At 54.3% G+C, this 21,850-nt stretch carries 24 protein-coding genes, 2 tRNA genes and 1 riboswitch; of the genes, 15 read left to right on the forward strand and 11 right to left on the reverse strand.

What is annotated here, in order from left to right; translation table 11 throughout:
• Position 1 precedes the first annotated feature (1 nt).
• Positions 2 to 922 (reverse strand): DMT family transporter, encoded by a 921-nt coding sequence (locus tag SK51_RS18645; RefSeq protein ID WP_023305833.1) that lies wholly within the window; start codon positions 920 to 922, stop codon positions 2 to 4.
• A gap of 116 nt (positions 923 to 1,038) precedes the next feature.
• On the reverse strand, positions 1,039 to 1,209 hold the full coding sequence (locus SK51_RS18650; protein ID WP_001273664.1) for a con-10 family general stress protein: 171 nt from the start codon (positions 1,207 to 1,209) through the stop codon (positions 1,039 to 1,041).
• A gap of 391 nt (positions 1,210 to 1,600) precedes the next feature.
• On the opposite strand from SK51_RS18650, the gene wrbA reads away from it, so the two are divergent.
• Together wrbA and SK51_RS18660 are read left to right on the forward strand one after the other, a co-directional pair.
• Positions 1,601 to 2,197 carry an NAD(P)H:quinone oxidoreductase gene (gene wrbA, locus SK51_RS18655; protein WP_022647675.1) on the forward strand — a complete coding sequence of 199 codons (597 nt, stop codon included), beginning with the start codon at positions 1,601 to 1,603 and terminating at the stop codon, positions 2,195 to 2,197.
• Between the two features lie 18 nt (positions 2,198 to 2,215).
• On the forward strand, positions 2,216 to 2,443 hold the full coding sequence (locus SK51_RS18660) for a YccJ family protein (protein WP_022647674.1): 228 nt from the start codon (positions 2,216 to 2,218) through the stop codon (positions 2,441 to 2,443).
• Positions 2,444 to 2,474: 31 nt separating this feature from the next.
• Here the strand turns inward: SK51_RS18660 and agp are convergent, their stop codons facing one another.
• Positions 2,475 to 3,716 (reverse strand): bifunctional glucose-1-phosphatase/inositol phosphatase, encoded by a 1,242-nt coding sequence (gene agp, locus SK51_RS18665; protein ID WP_023305832.1) that lies wholly within the window; start codon positions 3,714 to 3,716, stop codon positions 2,475 to 2,477.
• A gap of 105 nt (positions 3,717 to 3,821) precedes the next feature.
• The gene (locus SK51_RS18670) at positions 3,822 to 4,322 is read right to left on the reverse strand and encodes a DedA family protein (protein WP_023305831.1); all 501 of its coding nucleotides are present in this window, start codon (positions 4,320 to 4,322) and stop codon (positions 3,822 to 3,824) included.
• A gap of 158 nt (positions 4,323 to 4,480) precedes the next feature.
• Positions 4,481 to 4,650, forward strand: a riboswitch (M-box (ykoK) riboswitch).
• Between the two features lie 60 nt (positions 4,651 to 4,710).
• Here SK51_RS18670 and SK51_RS18675 point away from each other — a divergent pair.
• The gene (locus SK51_RS18675) at positions 4,711 to 5,712 is read left to right on the forward strand and encodes a magnesium transporter (protein WP_023299757.1); all 1,002 of its coding nucleotides are present in this window, start codon (positions 4,711 to 4,713) and stop codon (positions 5,710 to 5,712) included.
• Positions 5,713 to 5,754: 42 nt separating this feature from the next.
• Here SK51_RS18675 and SK51_RS18680 read toward each other — a convergent pair.
• Positions 5,755 to 5,842, reverse strand: a tRNA-Ser gene (locus SK51_RS18680).
• A 277-nt stretch (positions 5,843 to 6,119) separates the two neighbouring features.
• On the opposite strand from SK51_RS18680, the gene SK51_RS18685 reads away from it, so the two are divergent.
• Together SK51_RS18685 and SK51_RS18690 are read left to right on the forward strand one after the other, a co-directional pair.
• The gene (locus tag SK51_RS18685; RefSeq protein WP_023305830.1) at positions 6,120 to 6,971 is read left to right on the forward strand and encodes a hypothetical protein; all 852 of its coding nucleotides are present in this window, start codon (positions 6,120 to 6,122) and stop codon (positions 6,969 to 6,971) included.
• Between the two features lie 17 nt (positions 6,972 to 6,988).
• Complete coding sequence (locus tag SK51_RS18690) at positions 6,989 to 7,516, forward strand: helix-turn-helix domain-containing protein (protein ID WP_023305829.1); 528 nt, start codon at positions 6,989 to 6,991, stop codon at positions 7,514 to 7,516.
• 31 nt (positions 7,517 to 7,547) lie between these two features.
• On the opposite strand, the gene SK51_RS18695 is transcribed toward SK51_RS18690, so the two are convergent.
• Positions 7,548 to 9,161, reverse strand: coding sequence for a mechanosensitive ion channel family protein (locus SK51_RS18695; RefSeq protein WP_023299754.1), 1,614 nt, complete (start codon positions 9,159 to 9,161; stop codon positions 7,548 to 7,550).
• 173 nt (positions 9,162 to 9,334) lie between these two features.
• Between SK51_RS18695 and SK51_RS18700 the strand changes: the two genes are divergently transcribed.
• The 3 genes from SK51_RS18700 to SK51_RS18710 are packed head-to-tail and all read left to right on the forward strand — an operon-like array spanning position 9,335 to position 12,203.
• A complete protein-coding gene (locus SK51_RS18700; RefSeq protein ID WP_023305828.1) occupies positions 9,335 to 10,342 on the forward strand; it encodes an ABC transporter substrate-binding protein in 1,008 nt (335 codons plus the stop codon).
• The gene (locus tag SK51_RS18705) at positions 10,339 to 11,370 is read left to right on the forward strand and encodes a FecCD family ABC transporter permease (RefSeq protein ID WP_032671016.1); all 1,032 of its coding nucleotides are present in this window, start codon (positions 10,339 to 10,341) and stop codon (positions 11,368 to 11,370) included. Before SK51_RS18700 ends, SK51_RS18705 begins: the two co-directional genes overlap by 4 nt.
• A complete protein-coding gene (locus SK51_RS18710; RefSeq protein ID WP_023305826.1) occupies positions 11,367 to 12,203 on the forward strand; it encodes an ABC transporter ATP-binding protein in 837 nt (278 codons plus the stop codon). The genes SK51_RS18705 and SK51_RS18710 overlap by 4 nt, the downstream gene beginning before the upstream one ends.
• Here SK51_RS18710 and SK51_RS18715 read toward each other — a convergent pair.
• A tRNA-Ser gene (locus tag SK51_RS18715) sits at positions 12,190 to 12,277 on the reverse strand. The two genes, SK51_RS18710 and SK51_RS18715, sit on opposite strands and share 14 nt — an antisense overlap.
• Positions 12,278 to 12,421: 144 nt before the next feature.
• On the reverse strand, positions 12,422 to 14,050 hold the full coding sequence (locus SK51_RS18720) for an ABC transporter substrate-binding protein (RefSeq protein ID WP_023305825.1): 1,629 nt from the start codon (positions 14,048 to 14,050) through the stop codon (positions 12,422 to 12,424).
• 270 nt (positions 14,051 to 14,320) lie between these two features.
• On the opposite strand from SK51_RS18720, the gene yccA reads away from it, so the two are divergent.
• Together yccA and tusE are read left to right on the forward strand one after the other, a co-directional pair.
• Positions 14,321 to 14,980, forward strand: a complete 660-nt coding sequence (gene yccA, locus SK51_RS18725) for an FtsH protease modulator YccA (RefSeq protein WP_003858127.1) — start codon at positions 14,321 to 14,323, stop codon at positions 14,978 to 14,980.
• Between the two features lie 88 nt (positions 14,981 to 15,068).
• Positions 15,069 to 15,398, forward strand: coding sequence for a sulfurtransferase TusE (tusE, locus tag SK51_RS18730; protein WP_003858129.1), 330 nt, complete (start codon positions 15,069 to 15,071; stop codon positions 15,396 to 15,398).
• Here tusE and yccX read toward each other — a convergent pair.
• Positions 15,395 to 15,676 (reverse strand): acylphosphatase, encoded by a 282-nt coding sequence (gene yccX / locus SK51_RS18735; protein WP_023305824.1) that lies wholly within the window; start codon positions 15,674 to 15,676, stop codon positions 15,395 to 15,397. The genes tusE and yccX overlap by 4 nt on opposite strands.
• A gap of 93 nt (positions 15,677 to 15,769) precedes the next feature.
• Between yccX and rlmI the strand changes: the two genes are divergently transcribed.
• Both rlmI and hspQ read left to right on the forward strand, forming a co-directional pair.
• A complete protein-coding gene (gene rlmI / locus SK51_RS18740) occupies positions 15,770 to 16,960 on the forward strand; it encodes a 23S rRNA (cytosine(1962)-C(5))-methyltransferase RlmI (protein ID WP_023299749.1) in 1,191 nt (396 codons plus the stop codon).
• 60 nt (positions 16,961 to 17,020) lie between these two features.
• On the forward strand, positions 17,021 to 17,338 hold the full coding sequence (hspQ, locus tag SK51_RS18745; RefSeq protein WP_003858136.1) for a heat shock protein HspQ: 318 nt from the start codon (positions 17,021 to 17,023) through the stop codon (positions 17,336 to 17,338).
• A 32-nt stretch (positions 17,339 to 17,370) separates the two neighbouring features.
• Here hspQ and SK51_RS18750 read toward each other — a convergent pair whose 3' ends face one another.
• A complete protein-coding gene (locus SK51_RS18750) occupies positions 17,371 to 17,784 on the reverse strand; it encodes a CoA-binding protein (protein WP_006809337.1) in 414 nt (137 codons plus the stop codon).
• A gap of 171 nt (positions 17,785 to 17,955) precedes the next feature.
• On the opposite strand from SK51_RS18750, the gene csgI reads away from it, so the two are divergent.
• Both csgI and mgsA read left to right on the forward strand, forming a co-directional pair.
• Positions 17,956 to 18,618: a curli synthesis inhibitor gene (csgI, locus tag SK51_RS18755; RefSeq protein WP_023305822.1), complete on the forward strand. Its 663-nt coding sequence runs from the start codon at positions 17,956 to 17,958 to the stop codon at positions 18,616 to 18,618.
• A gap of 80 nt (positions 18,619 to 18,698) precedes the next feature.
• The gene (gene mgsA / locus SK51_RS18760) at positions 18,699 to 19,157 is read left to right on the forward strand and encodes a methylglyoxal synthase (RefSeq protein ID WP_003858146.1); all 459 of its coding nucleotides are present in this window, start codon (positions 18,699 to 18,701) and stop codon (positions 19,155 to 19,157) included.
• Positions 19,158 to 19,210: 53 nt separating this feature from the next.
• Here the strand turns inward: mgsA and helD are convergent, their stop codons facing one another.
• On the reverse strand, positions 19,211 to 21,265 hold the full coding sequence (gene helD, locus SK51_RS18765; protein WP_032676335.1) for a DNA helicase IV: 2,055 nt from the start codon (positions 21,263 to 21,265) through the stop codon (positions 19,211 to 19,213).
• Positions 21,266 to 21,387: 122 nt separating this feature from the next.
• Here helD and SK51_RS18770 point away from each other — a divergent pair, with 122 nt between their 5' ends.
• Complete coding sequence (locus tag SK51_RS18770; protein ID WP_023299745.1) at positions 21,388 to 21,834, forward strand: YccF domain-containing protein; 447 nt, start codon at positions 21,388 to 21,390, stop codon at positions 21,832 to 21,834.
• Positions 21,835 to 21,850: the final 16 nt, after the last annotated feature.

A 21,850-nucleotide genomic window follows, 5' to 3' on the forward strand; every position in this document is an offset into this window, starting at 1 on the left:
GTTAGCTATCTGCCCCTTGTTCAGTGCCCAACCCGGCAATCGACTTACGTCGTTTTTTTAACTTTAACTCGCTCACCAGCACCCCGGCGACAATAAATGCCGCGCCCACCAGCGCCAGCAACGGCAGACGCTCCCCGGCGAGTCGCCCGAAAATACCCGCCCACACCGGTTCACCGGTATAGATGACCGTCGCCCGTGTCGGAGATACGCTGCGCTGCGCCCAGTTCATGGTGACCTGAATAATGGCGCTAAAAACGCCCAGCCCCAGCGCCACGACGATAAGCCCGGTAGACATCGGCGGGACGGACTCCCCTGCCGGCACCATCGTCGCGAACGCCACCAGCGACGCGGTGGCAAGCTGCACGACCGTCACCCGCTTGACGTCCACTTTTCCTGCCCAGGCGCTAATCAAAATAATTTCTGCCGCAATGGCAACGGCCCCCACCAGCGTGATGATCTCTCCCGGCCCCAGCGCCAGCAGATTATTTCCCGGCCCGGCTAATAAAATGAGGCCGATGAACGCCAGCACGATACCAATGCACGACATCAGGCCCGGTATTCTGCCCAGGCACAGCCACTGCAACAGCGGCACCAGCGGTACGTACATGGCGGTGATGAAGGCGGATTTACTGCTGGAGATAGACTGGAGCCCCCACGTTTGCAGGCTATAGCCCATGGCAATCGCCACGCCAATAGCGACACCCGCTTTAAGCTCTCTCAGGGTCAACCCGCGCAGGGTTTTCAGCGAAATAAGCGCCACGGCAACCGCCGCGGTTGCGAAACGCAGCCCTACAAAGAAAAACGGATCGCTCATCGTGACCGCGTACTGAACGGCAAGAAAGGTTCCGCCCCAGAACATGGTGATCAAAATCAGGATGGCTTCCTGAGGCTTAATGGAGAAAGTAAAACGGGAAACGGACATGGGACACCAGCACGAAGAATCAATCCTGTAGTGTGCGATGCCTTTGATTACAGTTCAATGTAGCAGACATAAAAAAACCGCCGGGAAACCCGGCGGCAGAGAGTTAACCCGGCGTACTACTTGTTGCTGCCGTGGCTATTTTTACCCCCTTTTTTGCCAGCCTCTGATGCGCGCTGAGGGTCGTTTTTAAAATTGCCCCCGCTAGACTGGCCACCTTTACGACCTGCTTCTGATGCTCTTTCACGGTCTTCAGCGAAATTACCTGAACCACCACGATGGTTTGCCATCTCTAACCTCCAGAGTGTGAAACATTAGACATCATATTGCATTCAGTAAAAGAGGATTCTTTCACCTCGCGGCTCAAGGACAGTGCCTTTATCTGTGCCGCGTGAAACTAAGCTTAGTGTAATGCGGCTATCCGGCAAGCGAGAGGTAATATTCTGCAACATGATCTCAGCCTTTCGTATGAAATATTGAGGAGGTCATCCATAAGCCATTCTTATATTTTGAAAAATCAGCGCCGCTAAAGTTGTTTCATTTTGCTACAAAGCACGTAACAAAAAGATATTGTTATATATCAAATAAATGCCGTTCATTTTTGCAGTCTGGCCGTGATGTCATATCTTTAAAGTAACGCAGCGATCCGCTGTAAGAAAAACCAACGAGGAGTGATGCAAAATGGCAAAAGTTCTGGTGCTCTATTATTCCATGTATGGACACATTGAAACCATGGCTCACGCAGTTGCAGAAGGCGCAAACAGAGTAGACGGCGTTGAGGTTGTGGTTAAACGCGTACCGGAAACCATGCAGGCGGAAGCCTTCGCCAAAGCCGGGGGAAAAACACAAAACGCCCAGGTCGCCACCCCGCAGGAGCTCGCGGACTATGATGCCATTATCTTCGGCACCCCGACCCGCTTCGGCAATATGTCCGGCCAGATGCGCACCTTCCTCGACCAGACGGGCGGGCTCTGGGCCTCCGGCGCGTTATACGGCAAGCTGGCCAGCGTGTTCAGCTCTACCGGCACAGGCGGCGGCCAGGAGCAGACGATCACCTCAACCTGGACTACCCTTGCACATCATGGGATGGTGATTGTGCCGATTGGCTACGGCGCGCAGGAACTGTTTGATGTTTCCCAGGTTCGTGGCGGGACACCGTATGGCGCGACAACCATTGCCGGTGGGGATGGTTCACGTCAGCCAAGCAATGAAGAACTTTCGATCGCCCGCTATCAGGGTGAATACGTCGCGGGTCTTGCCAAAAAACTGAACGGCTAACCCAACAGGAGGACAAGTATGCCAACTCAAGAATCCAAAGCTCACCACGTGGGCGAATGGGCAAGTTTACGCAATACCTCTCCGGAGATTGCAGAAGCCATCTTTGAAGTCGCCAGGTATGACGAAAAGCTGGCTGAGCAGATTTGGGAAGAAGGCAACGATGAAGTGCTGGTTCGCGCTTTCGAAAAAACCGACAAAGACTCGCTGTTCTGGGGCGAGCAAACCATCGAACGTAAAAACGTCTGAATGTTCCCCCCGCCCGCGCGGGGGTTTTCTTCTATTTCGCCGCGTTGTTCATCACCGCATTGAATTTATCGATCGTACAGAAGCCGTTGCCATCTACCGGACAGCCCTTCAGCTCCAGCGTCACGCGCTGCGCAGGAGATTGCAGCGACAGCACGCTGGCATTACGCAACTGCTCTGAACTCTGGTAGACATACTCAATTTTCATCAGCTCCTGGTTAGTGTTTTTGTCATGCCAGCGCTGGAAGACAATTTTACCGCCAATCGGGGTTCGTTCCTGCTGGTCGTGCAGCTGATACGGCCTGAAATCCAGCGCGGTCAGCAGCGAGGCAATGTTGGAGTCGTGCCCCACCAGCAGGGTAATTTTTGGCGCTTTGGCCTGTTCGGTCACCAGCGCTTTATCAATGTACTTCACCAACGGTTTAGCCACGTTCTGCGCCACGTCCGTCGAGGTAAACAGCGAGTCCTGGTAGCCGTTTTTCAGCTTCGACAGCACGCGCCACTGCTGATCGGTTTTGATTTCCCCCCATGCCACCTGGTCTGCCGGGAATCCTTCGTAATACTGTAGGGTGAACGCATCCACCAGCGAGTTACCCACTTTCAGCGGCCCGGAGACGCCCGGCTCTTTTTCATAATCGGCGCTGAACGTATCTTTCGCCTCCGTCAGGGAACAGACTTTTTTCTCCTTGCAGGACGGCGAGTCGCTATAGTTTGTCAGCTGCTCCAGCAGTTTGTAGCTTTCATCCAGCTGCATTTTCTGCCGTTCTGTCTCCATCGCATTCAGCGCTTTCTCACGAAACTCAGGGGAATTATCGGTAATGACCGGATTGAAGGTGGGGTCCATGGTGCCCATTTTTTCCTGATGATGCACAGGCACATCGCACCCCGGGAACGCGCCGGTGATAAAGAACTGCGCGGTCGCCACGGTGCGCTGGAGGCTGTTGGCGTAGGCATAGACGGTATCCGCTTGCGGGCATTCACCCGTCTTCACCATCCCCTGCTCTGCCAGCCACTCGCGTATATAGTGACCCATATACACTTCCAGTACGCCCCCTTTGGTGGTGAGCTGTCCACCCGGGACGTCCCACTCCGGCCACTGCTTCGGCGTGGACTGCTCCAGTACGCTGCCGTTATTGGCGAGCGGTGCACGCAGGTTGTGGCGGCTCATGATGAGTACCTGTTCCAGCTGATAGCCGTCCGGTGTGTCCTGCGCCTGTGCGCCAAAGGTCACGGCAAGGGTACCTGCCACGGCAACTGCGAGTAGTGCTTTTCTCATCCCTAATTCCTCACACGTTTTTTTAATGTCGCATTGAGTGTGACAGATTCGTGACAGGTTTTTCGGGAAGCATTTCTCAAACTGATGAATACGTGACTCGCTGATTCAGAGGCTGATGCCGGTGACGATGCCGACATACAGCGCCGCCCATGCGCAGGCTGAAAGCAGGCTGATGGCGTAAACCTTTATCGCGCTCAGCCTGAGCATGCCCGCCGCCAGCGGCACGATATAGCGCAGTACCGCCAGGAAACGCGAGGTGAACAACACCAGCACGCCATTTTTATGCAGCTGGTGCTGTACCCGCAAAAACTTCCCGGCATGTTTTGCCGTGAAGCGTGACACTCGCCGGGTATGCCCCATCAGCTGGCCGATATGGTAATTCAGCACCGATCCTGCCGTAGCGCCCATCACCACCGCCAGCCACGTCAGCGCCGGATGCATACTCGACTGGCTGACGGCAATCCCCGCCAGCAGCATGACCGATGCGGGCGGGAGCACGGAAGAGATCAGTACCGTTGATTTACTCAGTGCCATAACAACGAGCAACGCGAAGAGATGCGTTGGATAATGCGCAAAATGATCCAGCAGCGTGTCCAGCCATGCCATTTTACTCTCCCCGGTAACATCAGAATTTCCCATTAGAAGTGAAAATAGTTAAATAAAACGTCAACATTCATTCAATAATATTCATTTAAACCATACCTAAACATTATTTAAATTCCTCAGCAGCCATTTTAAATAAGCGTATTATCCCTCACGTTTTACAACGATCTCGTTATGGCGAGGCTCCTGTACAAATACACGTTATCGCTCTGGTGGGTTCGAGAGAACCGGCACAGGGTAAAACAGGCACTGTCGAATCAAGGCTTTGCCAGTATAACTTCCCTTACGGGATACGGTGTACAGTGCTGAACCCAGGACGTGGGGATCTCCTTTCCGACATGCCCTGTCTTGCTCGCCCCTGAGAGATTTTATTATTCAAAGGGAAGTTACAATGTCTTACGCTATTCACAACCATAATCTGGCTTTTAACGACAGCGCCATCGCGCAATATATGAATACCGATTTTATCGTTATTGATATTTCATTATGCGTAGCTCTGGCACGCGAGCAGTTCTTTGAAAAATTAAAAGATGATGATATTCCGTCACATATTTTTATCGAAGACAACGGTCGCCTCGCGGGTTTGATTGCCGTACGTAAATTATTGCAGGCCACGGATACCGTACAGCCCGTTAAGGGGCTGATGATATCGGATTTTATCCAGCTTAAACCGGAAGATGAGCGGGCTGATGTCGCCGGGTTGCTGGCGCACGCAGGTGCGGATGTCGTACCGGTGGTGACCCACGGCAAGCTGGTGGGCTGCCTTACCGAGCGTGAAATCGCCCATCTGCTGGAAGATGACGTTACTGAAGATGCCCAGCTTCAGGGGGCAACGCTGCCGCTGGAGAAGCCCTATCTGGAAACCAGCGCCTTTAGCCTGTGGAAGAAACGCTCCGTCTGGCTGCTGCTGCTGTTTGTCGCGGAAGCGTATACCAGCTCGGTGATCCAGCATTTTGAAGAGGCGCTGGAATCCGCCATTGCGCTGGCGTTCTTTATTCCGCTGCTGATTGGCACCGGCGGAAACAGCGGGACGCAGATTACCTCGACGCTGGTGCGCGCCATGGCGCTGGGTGAAGTCCACCTTCGCGACGTGGGTCGCGTGCTGCGCAAAGAGATGAGCACCTCGTTAATGATTGCCGCCACGCTAGGCCTGGCGGGCTGCGTTCGTGCCTGGATGATGGGCATTGGGATGGAAATCACGCTTATCGTCAGCCTGACGCTGGTCTGCATTACGCTGTGGAGCGCCATTGTCTCATCGGTGATCCCGATGGTTTTGAAACGCTGCAAAATCGACCCGGCGGTCGTTTCCGCGCCGTTTATCGCCACGCTGATCGACGGTACCGGGCTCATTATCTACTTCAAAATCGCACAGTATACGCTTGGGCTGGAATAACGAAAAAACCCTGCGATATTGCTATCGCAGGGTTTTCGAATTTGGCGGAAGCGTAGAGATTCGAACTCTAGAACCCTTTCGGGTCGCCGGTTTTCAAGACCGGTGCCTTCAACCGCTCGGCCACGCTTCCAAAGTGAGGCGCACTATAAACATCTCTGAGCATGATGTAAAGCAGGAAATTGCATTACGTTGAGCTTCTTGCCTCATTCCCTTCCGCTCCGATCACTTCTTCGTCATCGGCTGGCTAAAATGTAAACATTTATTTTTACATCACATAAACTTATTAGAATGAAAGTTTGTGATCTAGACTCTTTTTCATACACCGCAGCTTATCCGTGCAACATTACCACCTCAATATGCCCTTGTAAGACCCTATTCACGCAGGTCACTGCGATAAGAGATTTTCCATGAAATTATTCGATACCGATAACTACAGACTTATTCTCTGGCGTAAATTTCTGCCGTGGCTGATCCAGAACGGTGCGCAAAAAAACAACCCGCATGACTATTTTCTGGTGTACTTAAAAGATGCCGACAATACGCGTTATATTCTGATGAAGCACGAAAGCAGCAACGTTGTGCTCTGCCCGATGCATAAAAGCGAAGATGTCAGTATGAGCGTGGAAGATATCAGCGAAATGCAGGCTGAAATCATTCACTATAAGCGCAATGGGTTTCAGGCTTACAAAGGCATTATCCCGTTTGCCTTTGACCATTATACGAAAATCATCACCTTAAAAACGGCCCTTGCTCGTCTGAAAGGGCGCTGTATTTCTGGCCTGAAATCTGATTCAGAAACCATCAGCCGGGACCGTTACAACTTGCTCAGGCTGCTGGTGACCGACTACGTCAACCAGCGCCCTTCGCGCGTTTCGTCTGGTTTCGCCCAGCGGGAAGTGATCGCCATGCTTTACGGCACACTTTGGTATAAACATATCAAAAATGAGTCGTTTAGCAGAAAAATCGCGCTCTTACTTGAGTCGCTCGTGATCACGGGCGATCTCAGCGAAGAGGGTAAGGTGTACTACGTGCAGGGCCAGGCTATTACCACCATGGTCGAGTATGAAAAAGAGGACCAGCGGGTAACGCATCAGCAAAAAATGCAGAAAAAAATTACGCGTTTTATGTTTGCGATAACGCTATCTACGCTGCTGATTATTCTGGTTCTGCTGTCGATGGCAGGGGTCGTCGACCTCGCCGCTGTCTGGCAGAAAATACTACAGATTAAGCCTCTTAGATTTTTAATGAATTTTATCTAAAACCCTGCCCATTAATTATGAATTTTATTTTTATCAGCGATAACTATTACCTTTGCCACGGTGTCTCAAGCTCACTGACATCTACCCATTTGATTCGCGATGAGGAGGATATTCACCATCTTTATGAGGTCGATCCCGAGCTGGATTTTATCATTGCGATTGAACAGGATAAGTTACGCAATAAAACCATTCAGCAGGTCAAAAAAGTCAAGCGTGATTACATTGTCCTGATGCATGAGATAGAAGCCAACAGCGCGGTGAGAATTGATAATATTATCTATTCGTCGATGCATTTTACTGCTCACCCTTTTCAGCAGCTGATGCGCTTTTATCGGGCGCTCAGGACACACTCCTTTACCCGACGCGAATATGACGTGCTAAAGCTTTTCCATATGGAAAATCATGAAATCGCGAAAAAGCTGCAACTGTCACAAAAAACGACCAGCACCTACCGCGTGAGGATCCTCGAGAAATTGAATATGCGTTCAAAAAACATTCTGGCGATGACCCGTATAAAATCGGCGATTGTCGATCAGAAACTGTGATCTTTTGGCTTACCTTGGGAAAACCGGGGCCTCAGGTTTCGCCCTGAGGGGGTTTGGCGGGCGCGGTATACCAGTTCTCTTTGGCAACCATTACGCTGCCCTCTGGCTGCATAACAAAATTCGGAGACATGATCTGCACGTTAAATTCGTTAAATACATCCTGTATCTGGCTATGCAGCTCATTGCGGGCAACCGCGAGGGACTGGTCGGGCAGCAGACGAACCTGCAACTCGTAGGCAATATACCAGTCCATTAACCCTAACTGGCGCACCAGCGGCGGCTCAGAAAGATCAATCCCTTTTGCCCGTTTCGCGGCCAGCTCCAGCATGGCATGCACCTGACGCCATGGGGTGTCATAACCAATAGTGACGCTGACCGTCAGATTGAGGCTGCCATCGGGCTGTAGCGCGCTAAGGTTGGTGATCTTACCGCTCACCACCACCGCATTGGGCACGGTAACGACATAATTTTCCCGGGTAATAATTTTGGTCGCCAGCATGCCTATTTCACTGACCTTACCTTCGTTATCCGCCACCCGAATGACATCGCCTTTACGCAGTGCGCGGGAGTAAATCAGGACCAGACCGCTCATGGCATGGTTCATCACCCCTGCCGAACCCAGCGTTAACATCAGGCCGAAGAAGACGCTAATACCTTTAAACGCCAGTGAGTTTGCGCCGGGCAGAAACGGCCAGGCAGCGGAGAGAGCAAATAGCCAGACGGCGACGGAAATGAGCTTACGGGTTGCCCCCACGGTTTCCGGATGTACGCCGGGAAGTTGCAGACGACCAGCCTCCACCTGATTCAGCACCATCCTCAGAAGCTTCAGAATAAAAGCGGTAATGAGGAAAATGATCAGAACAATCGTCAGCCCCGGCAAAGCCGAGACAATCGCCAGGGCAATTTGCTGCACCACGCGAAGCGACCAGTCTCCCAGCGACGTGCCCCACACCCGCGTCCACGGAAACAGACTGAATGCCCAGCTCAGCCAGACGTAAAAGCCAATCAAACCCAGCAGGAACATCAGCAAGGCGTAAAGCCGAATCTCAATGGCGCCAATGTACCGCCGCCAGCTTTGCGGCACCCGGCTGCGATTCTCCACAATACGCAGACGGTAGACGCGTCGAAACCAGCGCCAGGATCGCCAGGCGCCATAGCAGAGCAGCAAAAGCGCCAGCAGGCCAGCGGCAGCTTTTACCGTCGACAGCGCCAGCCAGCCGGTATCGTATTGATCGCGCAGCGCCATTCTCTGCGCTTCCATGCGCGCCAGCACGCGCTGCGCGGCCTGATCGAGGGTCAGATCGTCCCCTTCGTCCAAATCCCCTTCCGTCAGCAGCATCACGGGCTTACCGTTCATCACGATCAGCCGCCCCTGCTGGTTATAGCGGGTCACGGGGACGATAGTGAGCGGCTCACGCACGTCCGCCTCGGTAAAATTGCGCAGGGTGTTGCGGATGCGTAAAACGCGCTCCTCCGGCGTGGTCAGGCCAAATTTCGCCTGAAGCATGACGATCGGCTGATGAAAAATATAGACCGTCCGGGCGCGCTCCTGCTCAGAAGGCGCCTGGCGGGGCTCAGCGGCATACGATGAGAAGGCGCTCAGGGAGGCAAAACAGAACGCAAACGCGAGCAGGATCTTTTTCATCCTCACTACCCCAGATCAGAAATCTTGTTGTTTTTCAGGCAACCCGCGAATGCCAGGTGGGTATGTTGAGAATAGTCCAGCCTTTCGTTTCTGCAACAAGCGACGGTGAGCGTGTTGCTCTCAATCACAATATATGTATTATGTTATAACATAACAATTTGGGATTATGTTCTATGTTACTTAAAAAAGGGTTATTTCTGGCTTTATTGCTCTCCACGGCGCCTGCCGCTTTCTCAGCAACCTCCTGGCCCCTCACGATTGAAAATTGCGGCGTAAAGCAGACCTTTGCGCAGGCTCCTCAGCGCGTCGTGACCGTGGGACAGCATGAAACAGAATTACTGCTCGCACTGGGGCTGGAGAAAAAGATCGCCGCAACGTCGGTCTGGTTCGGCAAGCTCCCGGATCCGCTGGCAGATGCCGGGAAAAATATCCCCCGGCTTGCAGATAATTCCCCCTCCTTTGAAGCCGTGGTGGGACAGAAACCTGAGCTCGTTCTCGCGCAGTATCACTGGCACATTGGTCCGCAGGGAGAAGTGGGCACCCGTGAGCAGTTTGCCTCGCTGGGGATTAATACGTGGATCTCTCCTGCCGACTGCACGGATAAAGCGGTGACGGAAAAGTCAAACGCAGACGGAGCACGCAGCGCGCCGTTTTCGCTGGCCGAAATCACACGGGAAGTGACAGATCTGGCGACGATATTTGATGTTTCCGCGCGAGGTGAGCAGCTTAATCATACGCTGACGGAACGTATCAAAAAGGCCAAGGCGCGCGTCTCAGCGAAACCGCTTCGCGTCGTATTCTGGTTCTCAAGTAGCCGTCTGAATGGCGATCCCTGGGTGGCGGGGAATTACGGCGCGCCTGGCTGGATCAGCCGCACGCTGGGGTTGAAGAACATTATTGACTCTCATGACGAATGGCCGGCTGTAACCTGGGAACATATTGCCCAGTCGCAGCCGGACGTGATTGTTATCGCCGGGATGTCCCGCAGGCTCTACCCTGCCGATGACGTTAAGGTAAAAAAAGCATTCTTGCGTAATGACCCGGTGACGAAGAACATGCCTGCGGTCAGGAACAACCACATTATTGTGGTGCCGGCGATGTCGTTAAACCCTTCATTACGTAACGTCGATGCGGTTGAGCTTATCAGCGAGCGGCTGGCTTCTTTCCGGGATGAACAATGAGTCATTTCACTTTTGACCGCCGCCAGCAAGGTTTACTGGCAGCAGGCGTCATGGCGCTGCCGCTAATGCTGGTTTTTGCCGCCAGTATCGGTGATATGCCGGTGTCGTATGCCAGTACCGGGAAAGCGATCCTCAACGGACTGGGTTTGACCTCTTATGCGTTGCCACAAACGGAGGAGGGTATCGTCTGGCAATATCGCATGAGCCGGGCAGTGATGGCCGCGTGCAGCGGCGGTGGCCTGGCGCTGTGCGGGCTGGTGTTACAGTCGATCCTGCGTAACCCTCTGGCTGAGCCTTATCTGCTGGGGATTTCCGCGGGCGCCTCGCTGGGGGCCGTCTGCGTGATGCTTCTCGGCATGGGGGGAAGCGTGATTGGCGTGAGCAGCGGTGCGTTTGTCGGCTCCTGCGCCGCCTTTGCGCTCATCATGGTGATTACAAACGGCATGAGTGAAAGCCCGTCGCGCATTTTGCTGGCCGGTATTGCGGGCACCCAGCTCTTCAACGCCATGACCGCGTACGTAGTCAGCACGTCCGCCAATGCCGAGCAGTCCCGTAGCGTCATGTTCTGGCTGATGGGGAGTCTGAGCGGCGTGCGCTGGCCTGACGCGCTGCTGGCGCTGGCCGTTACGCTTGCGGGTTTACTGGTGGTATTGCTCTTTTCCCGGGCGCTGGACACCTTCACCTTCGGGGATGAGGTCTCCACCACGCTGGGGATCCCGGTTACCGCCGTGCGTATTGTTTTATTGCTGACCTGTGCCGTTGTCACCGCCACGTTGGTGAGCGCTACAGGCGCAGTGGGGTTTGTCGGGCTGGTCATTCCCCATGTGACGCGCATGCTATGCGGGCCGGGCCATCGCCGCTCGATCCCGCTGACGTTTCTCATCGGCGCCCACTTTATGATCCTTGCCGATATCGTCTCACGCACGTTGATCGTGCACCAGGTTCTGCCCATCGGGGTGGTGACTGCGCTGGTGGGCGCCCCCGTCTTTGTGGCGTTGCTTTATCAAAACCGAAAGGAGCATCCATGAATATAACAGTGGCCGGGTTAACCGTAACCCGCCAGGCGCAGACGGTGCTTAAGGATATCGATCTCGACCTGCCATCCGGGCAGATTGTCGGCCTGTTAGGGCCAAACGGCTCAGGCAAGTCGACGCTGCTGCGCTGCCTCGCCGGGCTGTTTCCACGACACAGCGAACGTGTTGCGCTTAATGGCACAACGCTTGGCTTGATGCCGCTGAAAATACGGGCGCAGCACATGGCGTTTGTCCCGCAACATGCTGAGGTCGACGGGGAACTGACCGTTGAGGATATTGTCAGGCTGGGGCGTACGCCCTACCGGAAAACATTCCAGAGAACCACGCGCGACGATGAGGCTGCGGTTGAACAGGCGATTGGCCTGATGCAGTTATGCAGCTTACGCCAGCGGCGATGGCACTCTTTGTCAGGCGGAGAACGACAGCGAAGTCAGATAGCCCGCGCGCTGGCCCAGCAGCCGCAGGTGCTGTTGCTCGATGAACCGACAAACCACCTGGACATTCAGCACCAACTGGAGCTGATGCGGCTCGTTTCACAGCTGCCGCTTACGGTGGTGGTTGCACTGCACGATCTCAATCTTGCGGCCAATTATTGCCAGCGCCTGATCCTCCTGAAGGCCGGGCAGATCGCAGCCACGGGTGCGCCCGAAGCGGTGCTGACGCCCTCGAACATCGCGGATACCTGGTGCGTAAAAGCTCAGGTCTGTAAGGCCGACGCCGGGATCACGATAAGCTATAACATGGGTGACATGGCGGAGAGCCAGAACAAAAGCAAAAACCCCTGCGATATTGCTATCGCAGGGGTTTTGAATTTGGCGGAAGCGTAGAGATTCGAACTCTAGAACCCTTTCGGGTCGCCGGTTTTCAAGACCGGTGCCTTCAACCGCTCGGCCACGCTTCCTAAGTGAAGCGAACTATAAACACCTCACCGCGCGCTGTAAAGGGTGCGCGCATTCGTTCGCTTTAAAAATAGCCAAAATGCGTTTAATCGGTTGAATAGACAACAGATTGGCCGTTTTACCAGCATAATATCCACCGCGGATCGTTAGTGCTTTTCGATGTACATATCTTTGGTGTAATAGTAGCCAAGCTTATCCGGCGTGAAGCCCCCTACCCACGGTTTCACCAGGTGCGTGCGCACGTAGTGATAGACAGGGATCGCCGGCACATCGCGCCCCAGCAGATCTTCTGCCTGCTGGTAGAACTTACCGCGCTCCTCCGCCGTTTTCGCCTTCGCCGCATTCACCAGAGCCAGATCGTATTCCGGATTGCTGTACTGAGTGGTGTTTTGGCTGTCACCGGTACGGAAGTTATTCAGGAAGGTTGCGGCGTCATCGTAATCAGCAATCCAGGCGTAGCGCACCGCGTCAAAGTTATGGGTGTGCATGGTATCAAGCATGGTTTTCCACTCCTGGTTTTGCAGCTTCGCCTCTACGCCGAGGTTCTTCTTCCACATCGAGCTGGCGGCAATCGCAATACGCTGGTGCGATTCCGAGGTGTTATAGAGGAGATTAAAGCTGAGCGGATGGCTGTCGTTAAATCCGGCTTCGGCCAGCAGTTTTTTCGCCTCGGCAATGCGTTTATCCATCGGCCAGCTGGCGTAATCAGGGTTCTGTAACTTGACGCCGCCAATATCCGGCTGGCTGATGAGCCATGCCGGGCGTTGCCCCTGCCCTAAAACTTTCCCGGCGATAATATCTTTATCCAGCGCCAGATTCAGCGCCTTACGCACGCGGGCGTCGCTGAACGGCGGCCGGGTGGTGTTGAATTCGTAATAATAGGTGGCAAGCTGCGGCGATACATCCAGCTCGCTCCCCAGCGTTTTCTTCAGCTGAGCAAACTGGTTGATCGGCACCGTGTAGGCGATGTCGATTTCGCCCGCTTTGTAACGGTTGACATCAGCGGCTTCAGAGGAAATGGGCAGATAGGTCACCTTGTTGATGACAGTATGTGCGTTATCCCAGTATTTCGGGTTTCGCACCGCCACAATGCGTTCGTTCACCACCCACTGTGACAGTTTATAGGCCCCGCTGCTGACGAAGTGCTCCGGTTTGGTCCATTTATCACCGAAACGACCTACCAGGACTTTATCTATCGGCACCAGAGACGGGTGAGCCAGCATCGCCAGGAAAGCAGCATTTGGCTGGGTGAGCGTCATTTCCAGCGTGGTGTCATTGATGGCTTTCACGCCCAGCGACTCGGGTGCTTTTTTGCCTTCTGCGATATCAGTGCCGTTGACGATACGCATACTGCCGGGATAGCTGGCATACGGAGAGACGGTTTTCGGGTCGACCAGTCGCTGCCAGCTCCAGACAATATCTTCCGCGGTGATGGGGGTGCCATCGCTCCAGGTTATGCCCGGGCGCAGATGGAAAGTCCAGACGGTGTTATCTTTATTTTCCCATTTCTCCGCCAGGCGCGGCTGGATTTCACCTGCCGGAGAGACGCTGACCAGCCCGTCGAATAAATCGCTGATAATATTGAATTCGACATCGCTTTCGACTTTATGCGGGTCGAGCGAGGCGGGTTCACTGCCGTTGTTCCTGACCAGTTCCTGCTTATCTGCCAGCTGGGTTCCTGCCGGCACGTTAGCCGCCCAGGTTGCCGTGCTGGCGCACAGGACCCCTGCGGTTAACAAAGAGAGCGTAAAGTGCATGCGTGTTTGTGGTTTCATTTCCTTCGCCTTATTGTCTGTTTTTATGACGATCCGGAAATAACTCTTAGCGGCCTTAGGGAAAGAACGCAATATTTTTCAGTGACCTATAAGAGGTTGATCTGAATACGCCTTGCATACCGCACTTCATTCTGAGTACAAAGGCTTTACCAGAATAAAAAACCAGCATAATCCCTAAGGGGCTGAGTAAAGATGGGTAAAACCACTTTGCGTCTGCCGCGCCGTTTCCTATTCTTTGCGCTAATTACATCTGTCATAAGAGAGTGACTCATGGATCGTATAATTACTTCTTCACGCGACCGCACATCGCTACTCAGCACCCATAAGGTGCTGCGCAATACCTATTTCATGCTCAGCCTGACGCTGGCGTTTTCGGCTATCACCGCGACGGCCAGCACCGTACTGATGCTGCCTTCTCCGGGCCTGATCCTGACGCTGGTGGGTATGTATGGTCTGATGTTCCTGACCTATAAAACCGCGGATAAACCAGTGGGTATTCTCTCCGCGTTCGCCTTCACCGGCTTCCTGGGCTACATTCTGGGGCCAATCCTGAACGCCTATCTGTCTGCCGGAATGGGCGACGTGATTGGTATGGCGCTGGGCGGTACCGCGCTGGTGTTCTTCTGCTGCTCGGCCTACGTGCTGACCACCCGTAAGGACATGTCCTTCCTCGGCGGTATGCTGATGGCGGGTATCGTGATTGTGCTGGTCGGTATGCTGGCGAACATCTTCCTGCAATTGCCTGCTCTGCATCTGGCAATCAGCGCGGTGTTTATCCTGATTTCATCCGGCGCAATCCTGTATGAAACCAGCAACATCATTCACGGCGGTGAGACGAACTATATCCGCGCCACCGTGAGCCTGTATGTGTCGCTGTACAATATTTTTGTCAGCCTGCTGAGTATCCTGGGCTTCGCCAGCCGCGATTAACTCACCGTGCTGTGAACAAAGCCCCGCTTATGCGGGGCTTTGTTTTTTTGGTAGACTGAGGCGGTTTTTGACTAACGCGTGAATGAATATGTTGAGTTTTGAAGGCAAAGAGATCGAAACCGATAACGACGGTTATCTGAAAGAGAGCAGCCAGTGGAGCGAAGCGCTGGCGGAGAAAATTGCGGAAAACGAAGGAATTACCCTCTCCCCGGAACACTGGGAAGTGGTGCGCTTTGTGCGCGAATTCTACCTCGAATTCAACACCTCTCCGGCTATCCGCATGCTGGTCAAAGCCATGGCGAATAAATTTGGCGAAGAGAAAGGCAACAGCCGTTATCTGTATCGCCTGTTTCCGAAAGGCCCGGCTAAACAGGCGACAAAAATTGCCGGCCTGCCAAAGCCGGTAAAATGCATTTAATAGCGAATACTGAAGTCAGGGTATTCCCGGCCGGGTTGATGCGGTTCCGTTAGCACCTTATCAACCCGCGCGCTGCGCGGTCCGCCCGCTTTCAGCCACGCCACCAGCTTCTCTACCCGATCCGCCTCACCGCAGGCCACAACCTCCACGCTGCCATCATCCATGTTACGCGCATACCCCGTCAGTCCGAGCTGAAGAGCTTCGCGCTGGGTGCTGTAGCGGAATCCGACGCCCTGTACAAGGCCATGGACCCAGGCAATGGTGCATACATTTGACATCATCCTTCTCCTTATCCGACTGGCGCGTTGCATTTCCTCGCTGAAGTCGGGAAAATGGCGGCCATTTCATTGGAATCGACAGAATAGCAAATTATGAGTGTACGTTTAGTGTTAGCCAAAGGGCGCGAGAAGTCATTACTGCGCCGCCATCCCTGGGTCTTTTCCGGCGCGGTTGCCCGCATGGAAGGTAAAGCCAGCCTCGGTGAAACCATCGATATTGTTGACCATCAGGGGAAATGGTTAGCACGCGGCGCATACTCGCCTGCATCTCAGATCCGCGCGCGCGTCTGGACGTTCGATAAAGAAGAAGCCATCGATATCGACTTCTTTGTCCGTCGTCTGCAACAGGCGCAGCAGTGGCGCGAGTGGCTGGCAAAGCGTGACGGGCTGGACAGCTATCGTCTGATTGCCGGTGAATCCGACGGGCTGCCGGGCGTGACCATTGACCGCTTCGGCAATTTCCTGGTGTTGCAGCTGCTGAGCGCCGGGGCGGAATACCAGCGTGCCGCGCTAATTAGCGCCCTGCAAACCCTGTTCCCGGAATGTGCCATTTACGACCGCAGCGACGTGGCGGTACGTAAAAAAGAGGGCATGGAGCTGACGCAGGGCCCGGTCACCGGCGAACTGCCGCCTGCCCTGCTGCCTATCGAGGAGCACGGCATGAAGTTGCTGGTGGATATCCAGGGCGGCCATAAGACCGGTTATTATCTCGACCAGCGTGACAGCCGTCTGGCAACGCGCCAGTACGTTGCCGATAAGCGCGTGCTGAACTGCTTCTCCTATACCGGCGGCTTTGCGGTCTCTGCCCTGATGGGCGGCTGTGCCCAGGTTGTGAGCGTCGACACCTCACAGGAAGCGCTGGATGTGGCGAAACAGAACGTTGAGCTGAACAAGCTGGATCTGAGCAAAGCGGAGTTTGTGCGCGACGACGTGTTCAAACTGCTGCGTAAATACCGCGACCAGGGCGAGAAATTTGACGTTATCGTGATGGACCCGCCGAAGTTTGTAGAAAATAAAAGCCAGCTGATGGGCGCCTGCCGTGGCTATAAAGACATCAACATGCTGGCGATCCAGCTGCTGAACCCGGGTGGCGTTCTGCTGACGTTCTCCTGCTCTGGCCTGATGACGACAGATTTATTCCAAAAAATCATCGCCGATGCCGCAATAGATGCGGGTCGTGATGTACAATTTATAGAGCAGTTCCGTCAGGCCGCCGATCACCCGGTGATCGCTACCTACCCGGAAGGGCTGTATCTGAAAGGGTTTGCCTGTCGCGTCATGTAACTTGAAAAGAGAAATATTGCCCGCACATAGTGTGTATGTAATGTTTCCCGGGAGGTGACTATGATTGCCAGCAAATTCGGTATCGGCCAGCAGGTCCGCCACACCTTGCTTGGATATTTGGGTGTGGTCGTGGATATCGACCCGGAGTATTCCCTTGATGAACCGTCAGCAGACGATCTGGCCGTTGACGCAGAGCTTCGCGCCGCGCCCTGGTATCATGTGGTTATGGAGGGCGACGATGGTCAGCCTGTCCATACCTATCTTGCCGAAGCGCAGCTGAGTGGTGAACTACAGGATGAGCATCCGGAACAACCCACTATGGACGAGCTTGCTCAGACCATCCGCAAACAGTTACAGGCGCCAAGACTGCGTAACTAAAGGTGTAAAAAAGCCCGTCAAGCGGGCTTTTTTTATTTTGCCAGCCCCAGACGGGGGATGTCGATTGCCGGACAGCGATCCATCACCACCTTCAGCCCGGCATCGCGTGCCAGCACGGCCGCCTGCTCATTAATCACGCCCAGCTGCATCCACAGCGTTTTCGCGCCAATGGCGATCGCTTCCTGCGCCACGCCCCAGGCCGCCTCTGAATTACGGAAAACGTCCACCATATCCACCTTTTCCGGCACGTCCGCGAGCGTCGCATAGCCCTGCTGACCCAGCAGTGTTTTCCCCGCCACCTTCGGCGAGACCGGGATCACGTGATATCCCTGGTCCAGAAGGTATTTCATGACCCGATAGCTTGGGCGATCCGGTTTATCGCTCGCGCCGACCAGCGCGATAGTGCGCGTGGACGTCAGAATCTCGACAATGTCGTTCTCTTTCATGCTGTTCCTCCTGGTTTTTCTCAAAGTGTACGTCAAAGCGGACATCTCAACCACGCATCCCATACAGAAGTATGAGGGCAAAACGGCAAAATATGTCTATATGTTAGTAAACGTGTTTATCGAAAAATTTTGATACATTCTTACCAGGTAGTTTGTCTACAGGAGTCTGCTATGAAAACCGGCATTGCCTGGGCTGTGGTTGCATTAATCATGCCGGTTTGTGTTTTCGCAACCACCCTCAGACTCTCAACCGACATTGACCTGCTGGTGCTGGACGGAAAAAAAGTCTCCAGCTCCCTGCTGCGGGGCGCAGACAGCATCGAGCTTGATAATGGCCCGCATCAGGTGGTTTTTCGGGTTGAAAAGACGATTCGCCTCGCCGACAACGAACAGCAGGTGTACATTTCGCCTCCGCTGGTGGTCAGCTTTAATACCCAACGCATCAGCCAGGTCAATTTTCGTCTCCCGCACCTTGAGACAGAAAAAGAGTCACTGGCATTTGATGCCTCACCGCGCATTGAGCTGGTGGACGGGGATTCTATGCCCATCCCGGTAAAGCTGGATATCCTGGCGCTGACAAAAAGGCCAAAAGGAACAGATTACGAAGCGGACACGGAGATCTATAACAGAGCCAGCAGGCGCGCCTCCCTGCCCCAGTTCGCCACCATGATGGCGGATGACAGTACCCTGCTTTCGGGCGTATCGGAGCTGGATGTACTCCCTCCTCAGTCGCAGACCCTTACTGAGCAACGCCTCAAATTCTGGTTCCAGAATGCCGATCCGGACACGCGCGCCCGTTTTCTGCAATGGGCGAAACGACAACCTTCGTCGTAAGCCACATTTTTTCGTCCTTTCTCTTGCAGCATCAGTCAGTTCCCGTCATCGTGTAGCGAGGTAACCTCACGGATAAGATTATGGAACTGACAACACGCACACTTCCGGCGCGCAAGCACATTGCTCTGGTTGCGCACGATCACTGTAAACAAATGCTGCTTAACTGGGTTCGTCGCCATCAGCCTCTTTTACAGCATCATGCCCTTTCTGCCACGGGAACAACCGGCAACCTGATCCACCGCGAAACCGGTCTGGAAGTGAATGCCATGCTGAGCGGCCCGATGGGGGGTGACCAGCAGGTCGGCGCTCAGATTTCGGAAGGTAAAATTGACGTTCTGATATTCTTCTGGGATCCGCTGAACGCGGTTCCGCATGATCCGGACGTTAAAGCGCTGCTGCGTCTGGCGACGGTATGGAACATTCCGGTAGCCACCAATCTTTCAACGGCAGATTTCATCATTGAATCGCCGCAGTTTAACGATCCGGTGGAGATTTTGATCCCGGATTATCAGCGTTATCTTGCGGAGAGACTGAAGTAGTTTTTTGCCCGGTGGCGCTGCGCTTACCGGGCCTACAGAATTTGCCCGGCGCGTTACGGCTTTCTCGCCACCGGCACGTCAATACTTTTCAAAATATCGACAAACACCGACGGCTCCTCTTTGTTGAACAAGAGCCACACGCGATGGCGCGCGCGGGTTATCGCCACGTACAGTAAGCGCCGCTCCTCTGCATCCGGGAAATCTTCCGGAACAGGCAATAACGCCTCTTCCATCACGGATTCCCGCGCCGGTGCCGGGAAACCGTCGCTCCCCTCTTTCAGCCCCACCACAATTACGTAGTCGGCCTGCTGCCCTTTACTGGCGTGAATGGTCATAAAATCGAGCTGTAGTTTTGGCCAGCGCGTTGCCGCTTTTTCCAGCGCCGTCGGCTTGAGGTGGTGATAACGCGCCAGGACCAGAATCCGTTCATCCGGTTTCGCATAGCCGCTCAGTTTATCCAGCAGCGGTTCCAGCTGATCGTCCGCCAGCAGCGTGACGGCCTTTTTATCCCCCGACGTCAGGCTGTTAAGCGGCTTCGACAGCTGATGTGGGTTCTGCTGAATAAAACGGTTGGCAATTTCACCAATCCGCGAGTTGAAGCGGTAGGTGGTGTCCAGATCGCTGCGATCGCCTTCCCCAAAATAGTGATGGAAGGCCGTCGTGAGGGAAAGTTGCGCCCCGCTGAAGCGGTAGATAGCCTGCCAGTCATCGCCCACGGCAAACAGCGACGTGTGTTTATTCTGCGCCCGCAGCGCCGAAAGCAGCGCAGCGCGCTGCGGCGAAATATCCTGAAACTCATCCACCAGAATGTGTTTCCACGGGCTGACGAAGCGCCCTTTCTCCAGAATGATAATGGCCTGATGGATTAGCCCGGAAAAATCGACCGCGTTTTCGTCTTTCAGCGCGGTTTTCCACGCTTTCAGCATCGGCGCCATTAGCTTTACCCGCTTAGAAAACACGGCGCGGATCGCTTCCGGTGCGCTTTCTATCATCTCCGCCTGAGAGCCGCCGTGCATGCGCATCAGGCTTACCCACCGGTCGAGACGAGAGCCCAGCCGGCGCGCCAGCTTTTCATCCTGCCAGAAACTGCCCTCCGGCACCTCCCAGTTGAGTTCCTCTTCAAGCCACTGACGCCAACCTTTCGCCTGCGCCTTTTTTTCACTGCACTGCTGACGCCATGCCTTGATAAACAGCGCCTGGCGAGCCTGAGCATCATTCTCCAGCTTGCTGACAACAGGGACTTTTTTGCTGCCCTGTTGAATGATGTGTAAAGCGAGGGAGTGGAACGTGCGCGCCGAGATATCCTGGGTATGCAAACGCGCCTGAATGCGCTCATCCATCTCCTGCGCCGCCTTGCGACCAAAAGCCAGCAGCAAAATCTGGTCGGCAACTGCCTCGCCCGTTGTCAGAAGCCAGCCCGCGCGCGCCACCAGCACCGACGTTTTGCCGCTCCCTGCGCCTGCCAGCACCAGTAAAGAGTGCTCGCCATTCACCACTGCGCGCGCCTGGGCAGGATTGAGAGGCGATGATTCCACCGTACTGAAGAAATCGGCATATTGCGTAAGCATCGCCTCAGTCCAGGCCTGGTTATGCGCCAGACGGCTTTTCTCGATATCGCTAAGCCAGGCCTGACACTTCCGCCACGCATCGCGACAGTTATCAAATTCCTCAAGCCGCGCCACCGGTAAAGGCAATGCCGTCAGCGCCTGGGTGATTTTTTGCTGAAGCCCGGCGGTTTGCTGGCGCGTCAGCCACTTCTGCTGCGTATTGCTTAGCGCGATATCGTCCAGCACCTGATGCAGCACCTGTGCGGCAATCACGCTCATCTCCTGGCTCCACTGGTGCCAGCGCATGTTCAGATGATGGTAGAAGCGTTGGGTTTCCGCCCACTCGGTCCCGTGGAGTCGCACCACTTTCTCTGCTGGCAGAACGAACTCCAGCTCCCCCCATACCAGCCCTCGTTTACAGTGAATGGCCAGTAGCTGATTAAACGGAATAAGGTATTCGTGGCGTTCACCGGAGACTTTCACTCCCGCATTAAGAAGCACAACCTTGTCGTAAGGGTGCTGCGCCAGGCGTTTGCCCATTGAAGTTGCTTTCAGTTCCATATCCTGCCGGATCCACGAGGTCATAATTTGTCAGACAGTTTAACTGCCAGTTTTAAGGTGCTCCAGCCCAAAAAAACGTTACAATCACCGGGCGTTAATCATATCGAAGGGAATGAGGGTTTATGCGTACCGTTCTGAATGTGTTGAATTTTGTCCTTGGCGGTTTTGCCACCACCCTTTCCTGGCTTTTTGCCACCCTGGTGAGCATCGTGCTTATCTTCACCCTTCCGCTGACGCGCTCCTGCTGGGAAATCACCAAACTGTCCCTCGTTCCTTATGGAAATGAAGCGATACACGTGGATGAACTGGAGCCGGAAAGAAAAAATGCCCTGATGAATACCGGCGGCACGCTGCTGAATATTTTATGGCTAATCTTCTTTGGCTGGTGGCTGTGTCTGATGCATATCTTCGCCGGTATCGCCCAGTGCATTACGATTATTGGCATTCCGGTTGGCCTCGCTAATTTCAAAATTGCCACCATCGCCCTGTGGCCGGTAGGACGCCGAGTTGTTCCGGTCGAAGTGGCGCAAGCCGCGCGTGAAGCCAATGCCCGTCGTCGTTTTCAGTAATAAGGACTGGCCGCTC

This window comes from Enterobacter sp. MGH85 (assembly GCF_001037655.1).
GTDB classification, from domain to species: domain Bacteria; phylum Pseudomonadota; class Gammaproteobacteria; order Enterobacterales; family Enterobacteriaceae; genus Enterobacter; species Enterobacter intestinihominis.

Bases quoted from the DNA above. Each gene is read 5' to 3' on its own strand.
- SK51_RS18720 (WP_023305825.1), bottom strand. From the start codon at position 14,050: ATGAAACCACAAACACGCATGCACTTTACGCTCTCTTTGTTAACCGCA.
- SK51_RS18675 (WP_023299757.1), top strand. From the start codon at position 4,711: ATGTCTTACGCTATTCACAACCATAATCTGGCTTTTAACGACAGCGCC.
- SK51_RS18705 (WP_032671016.1), top strand. From the start codon at position 10,339: ATGAGTCATTTCACTTTTGACCGCCGCCAGCAAGGTTTACTGGCAGCA.
- SK51_RS18670 (WP_023305831.1), bottom strand. From the start codon at position 4,322: ATGGCATGGCTGGACACGCTGCTGGATCATTTTGCGCATTATCCAACG.
- SK51_RS18750 (WP_006809337.1), bottom strand. From the start codon at position 17,784: ATGAAAGAGAACGACATTGTCGAGATTCTGACGTCCACGCGCACTATC.
- yccA (WP_003858127.1), top strand. From the start codon at position 14,321: ATGGATCGTATAATTACTTCTTCACGCGACCGCACATCGCTACTCAGC.
- SK51_RS18685 (WP_023305830.1), top strand. From the start codon at position 6,120: ATGAAATTATTCGATACCGATAACTACAGACTTATTCTCTGGCGTAAA.
- SK51_RS18770 (WP_023299745.1), top strand. From the start codon at position 21,388: ATGCGTACCGTTCTGAATGTGTTGAATTTTGTCCTTGGCGGTTTTGCC.
- yccX (WP_023305824.1), bottom strand. From the start codon at position 15,676: ATGTCAAATGTATGCACCATTGCCTGGGTCCATGGCCTTGTACAGGGC.
- mgsA (WP_003858146.1), top strand. From the start codon at position 18,699: ATGGAACTGACAACACGCACACTTCCGGCGCGCAAGCACATTGCTCTG.
- SK51_RS18710 (WP_023305826.1), top strand. From the start codon at position 11,367: ATGAATATAACAGTGGCCGGGTTAACCGTAACCCGCCAGGCGCAGACG.
- hspQ (WP_003858136.1), top strand. From the start codon at position 17,021: ATGATTGCCAGCAAATTCGGTATCGGCCAGCAGGTCCGCCACACCTTG.
- SK51_RS18650 (WP_001273664.1), bottom strand. From the start codon at position 1,209: ATGGCAAACCATCGTGGTGGTTCAGGTAATTTCGCTGAAGACCGTGAA.
- agp (WP_023305832.1), bottom strand. From the start codon at position 3,716: ATGAGAAAAGCACTACTCGCAGTTGCCGTGGCAGGTACCCTTGCCGTG.
- rlmI (WP_023299749.1), top strand. From the start codon at position 15,770: ATGAGTGTACGTTTAGTGTTAGCCAAAGGGCGCGAGAAGTCATTACTG.
- tusE (WP_003858129.1), top strand. From the start codon at position 15,069: ATGTTGAGTTTTGAAGGCAAAGAGATCGAAACCGATAACGACGGTTAT.
- SK51_RS18690 (WP_023305829.1), top strand. From the start codon at position 6,989: ATGAATTTTATTTTTATCAGCGATAACTATTACCTTTGCCACGGTGTC.
- SK51_RS18695 (WP_023299754.1), bottom strand. From the start codon at position 9,161: ATGAAAAAGATCCTGCTCGCGTTTGCGTTCTGTTTTGCCTCCCTGAGC.
- wrbA (WP_022647675.1), top strand. From the start codon at position 1,601: ATGGCAAAAGTTCTGGTGCTCTATTATTCCATGTATGGACACATTGAA.
- SK51_RS18645 (WP_023305833.1), bottom strand. From the start codon at position 922: ATGTCCGTTTCCCGTTTTACTTTCTCCATTAAGCCTCAGGAAGCCATC.
- helD (WP_032676335.1), bottom strand. From the start codon at position 21,265: ATGGAACTGAAAGCAACTTCAATGGGCAAACGCCTGGCGCAGCACCCT.
- SK51_RS18700 (WP_023305828.1), top strand. From the start codon at position 9,335: ATGTTACTTAAAAAAGGGTTATTTCTGGCTTTATTGCTCTCCACGGCG.
- SK51_RS18660 (WP_022647674.1), top strand. From the start codon at position 2,216: ATGCCAACTCAAGAATCCAAAGCTCACCACGTGGGCGAATGGGCAAGT.
- csgI (WP_023305822.1), top strand. From the start codon at position 17,956: ATGAAAACCGGCATTGCCTGGGCTGTGGTTGCATTAATCATGCCGGTT.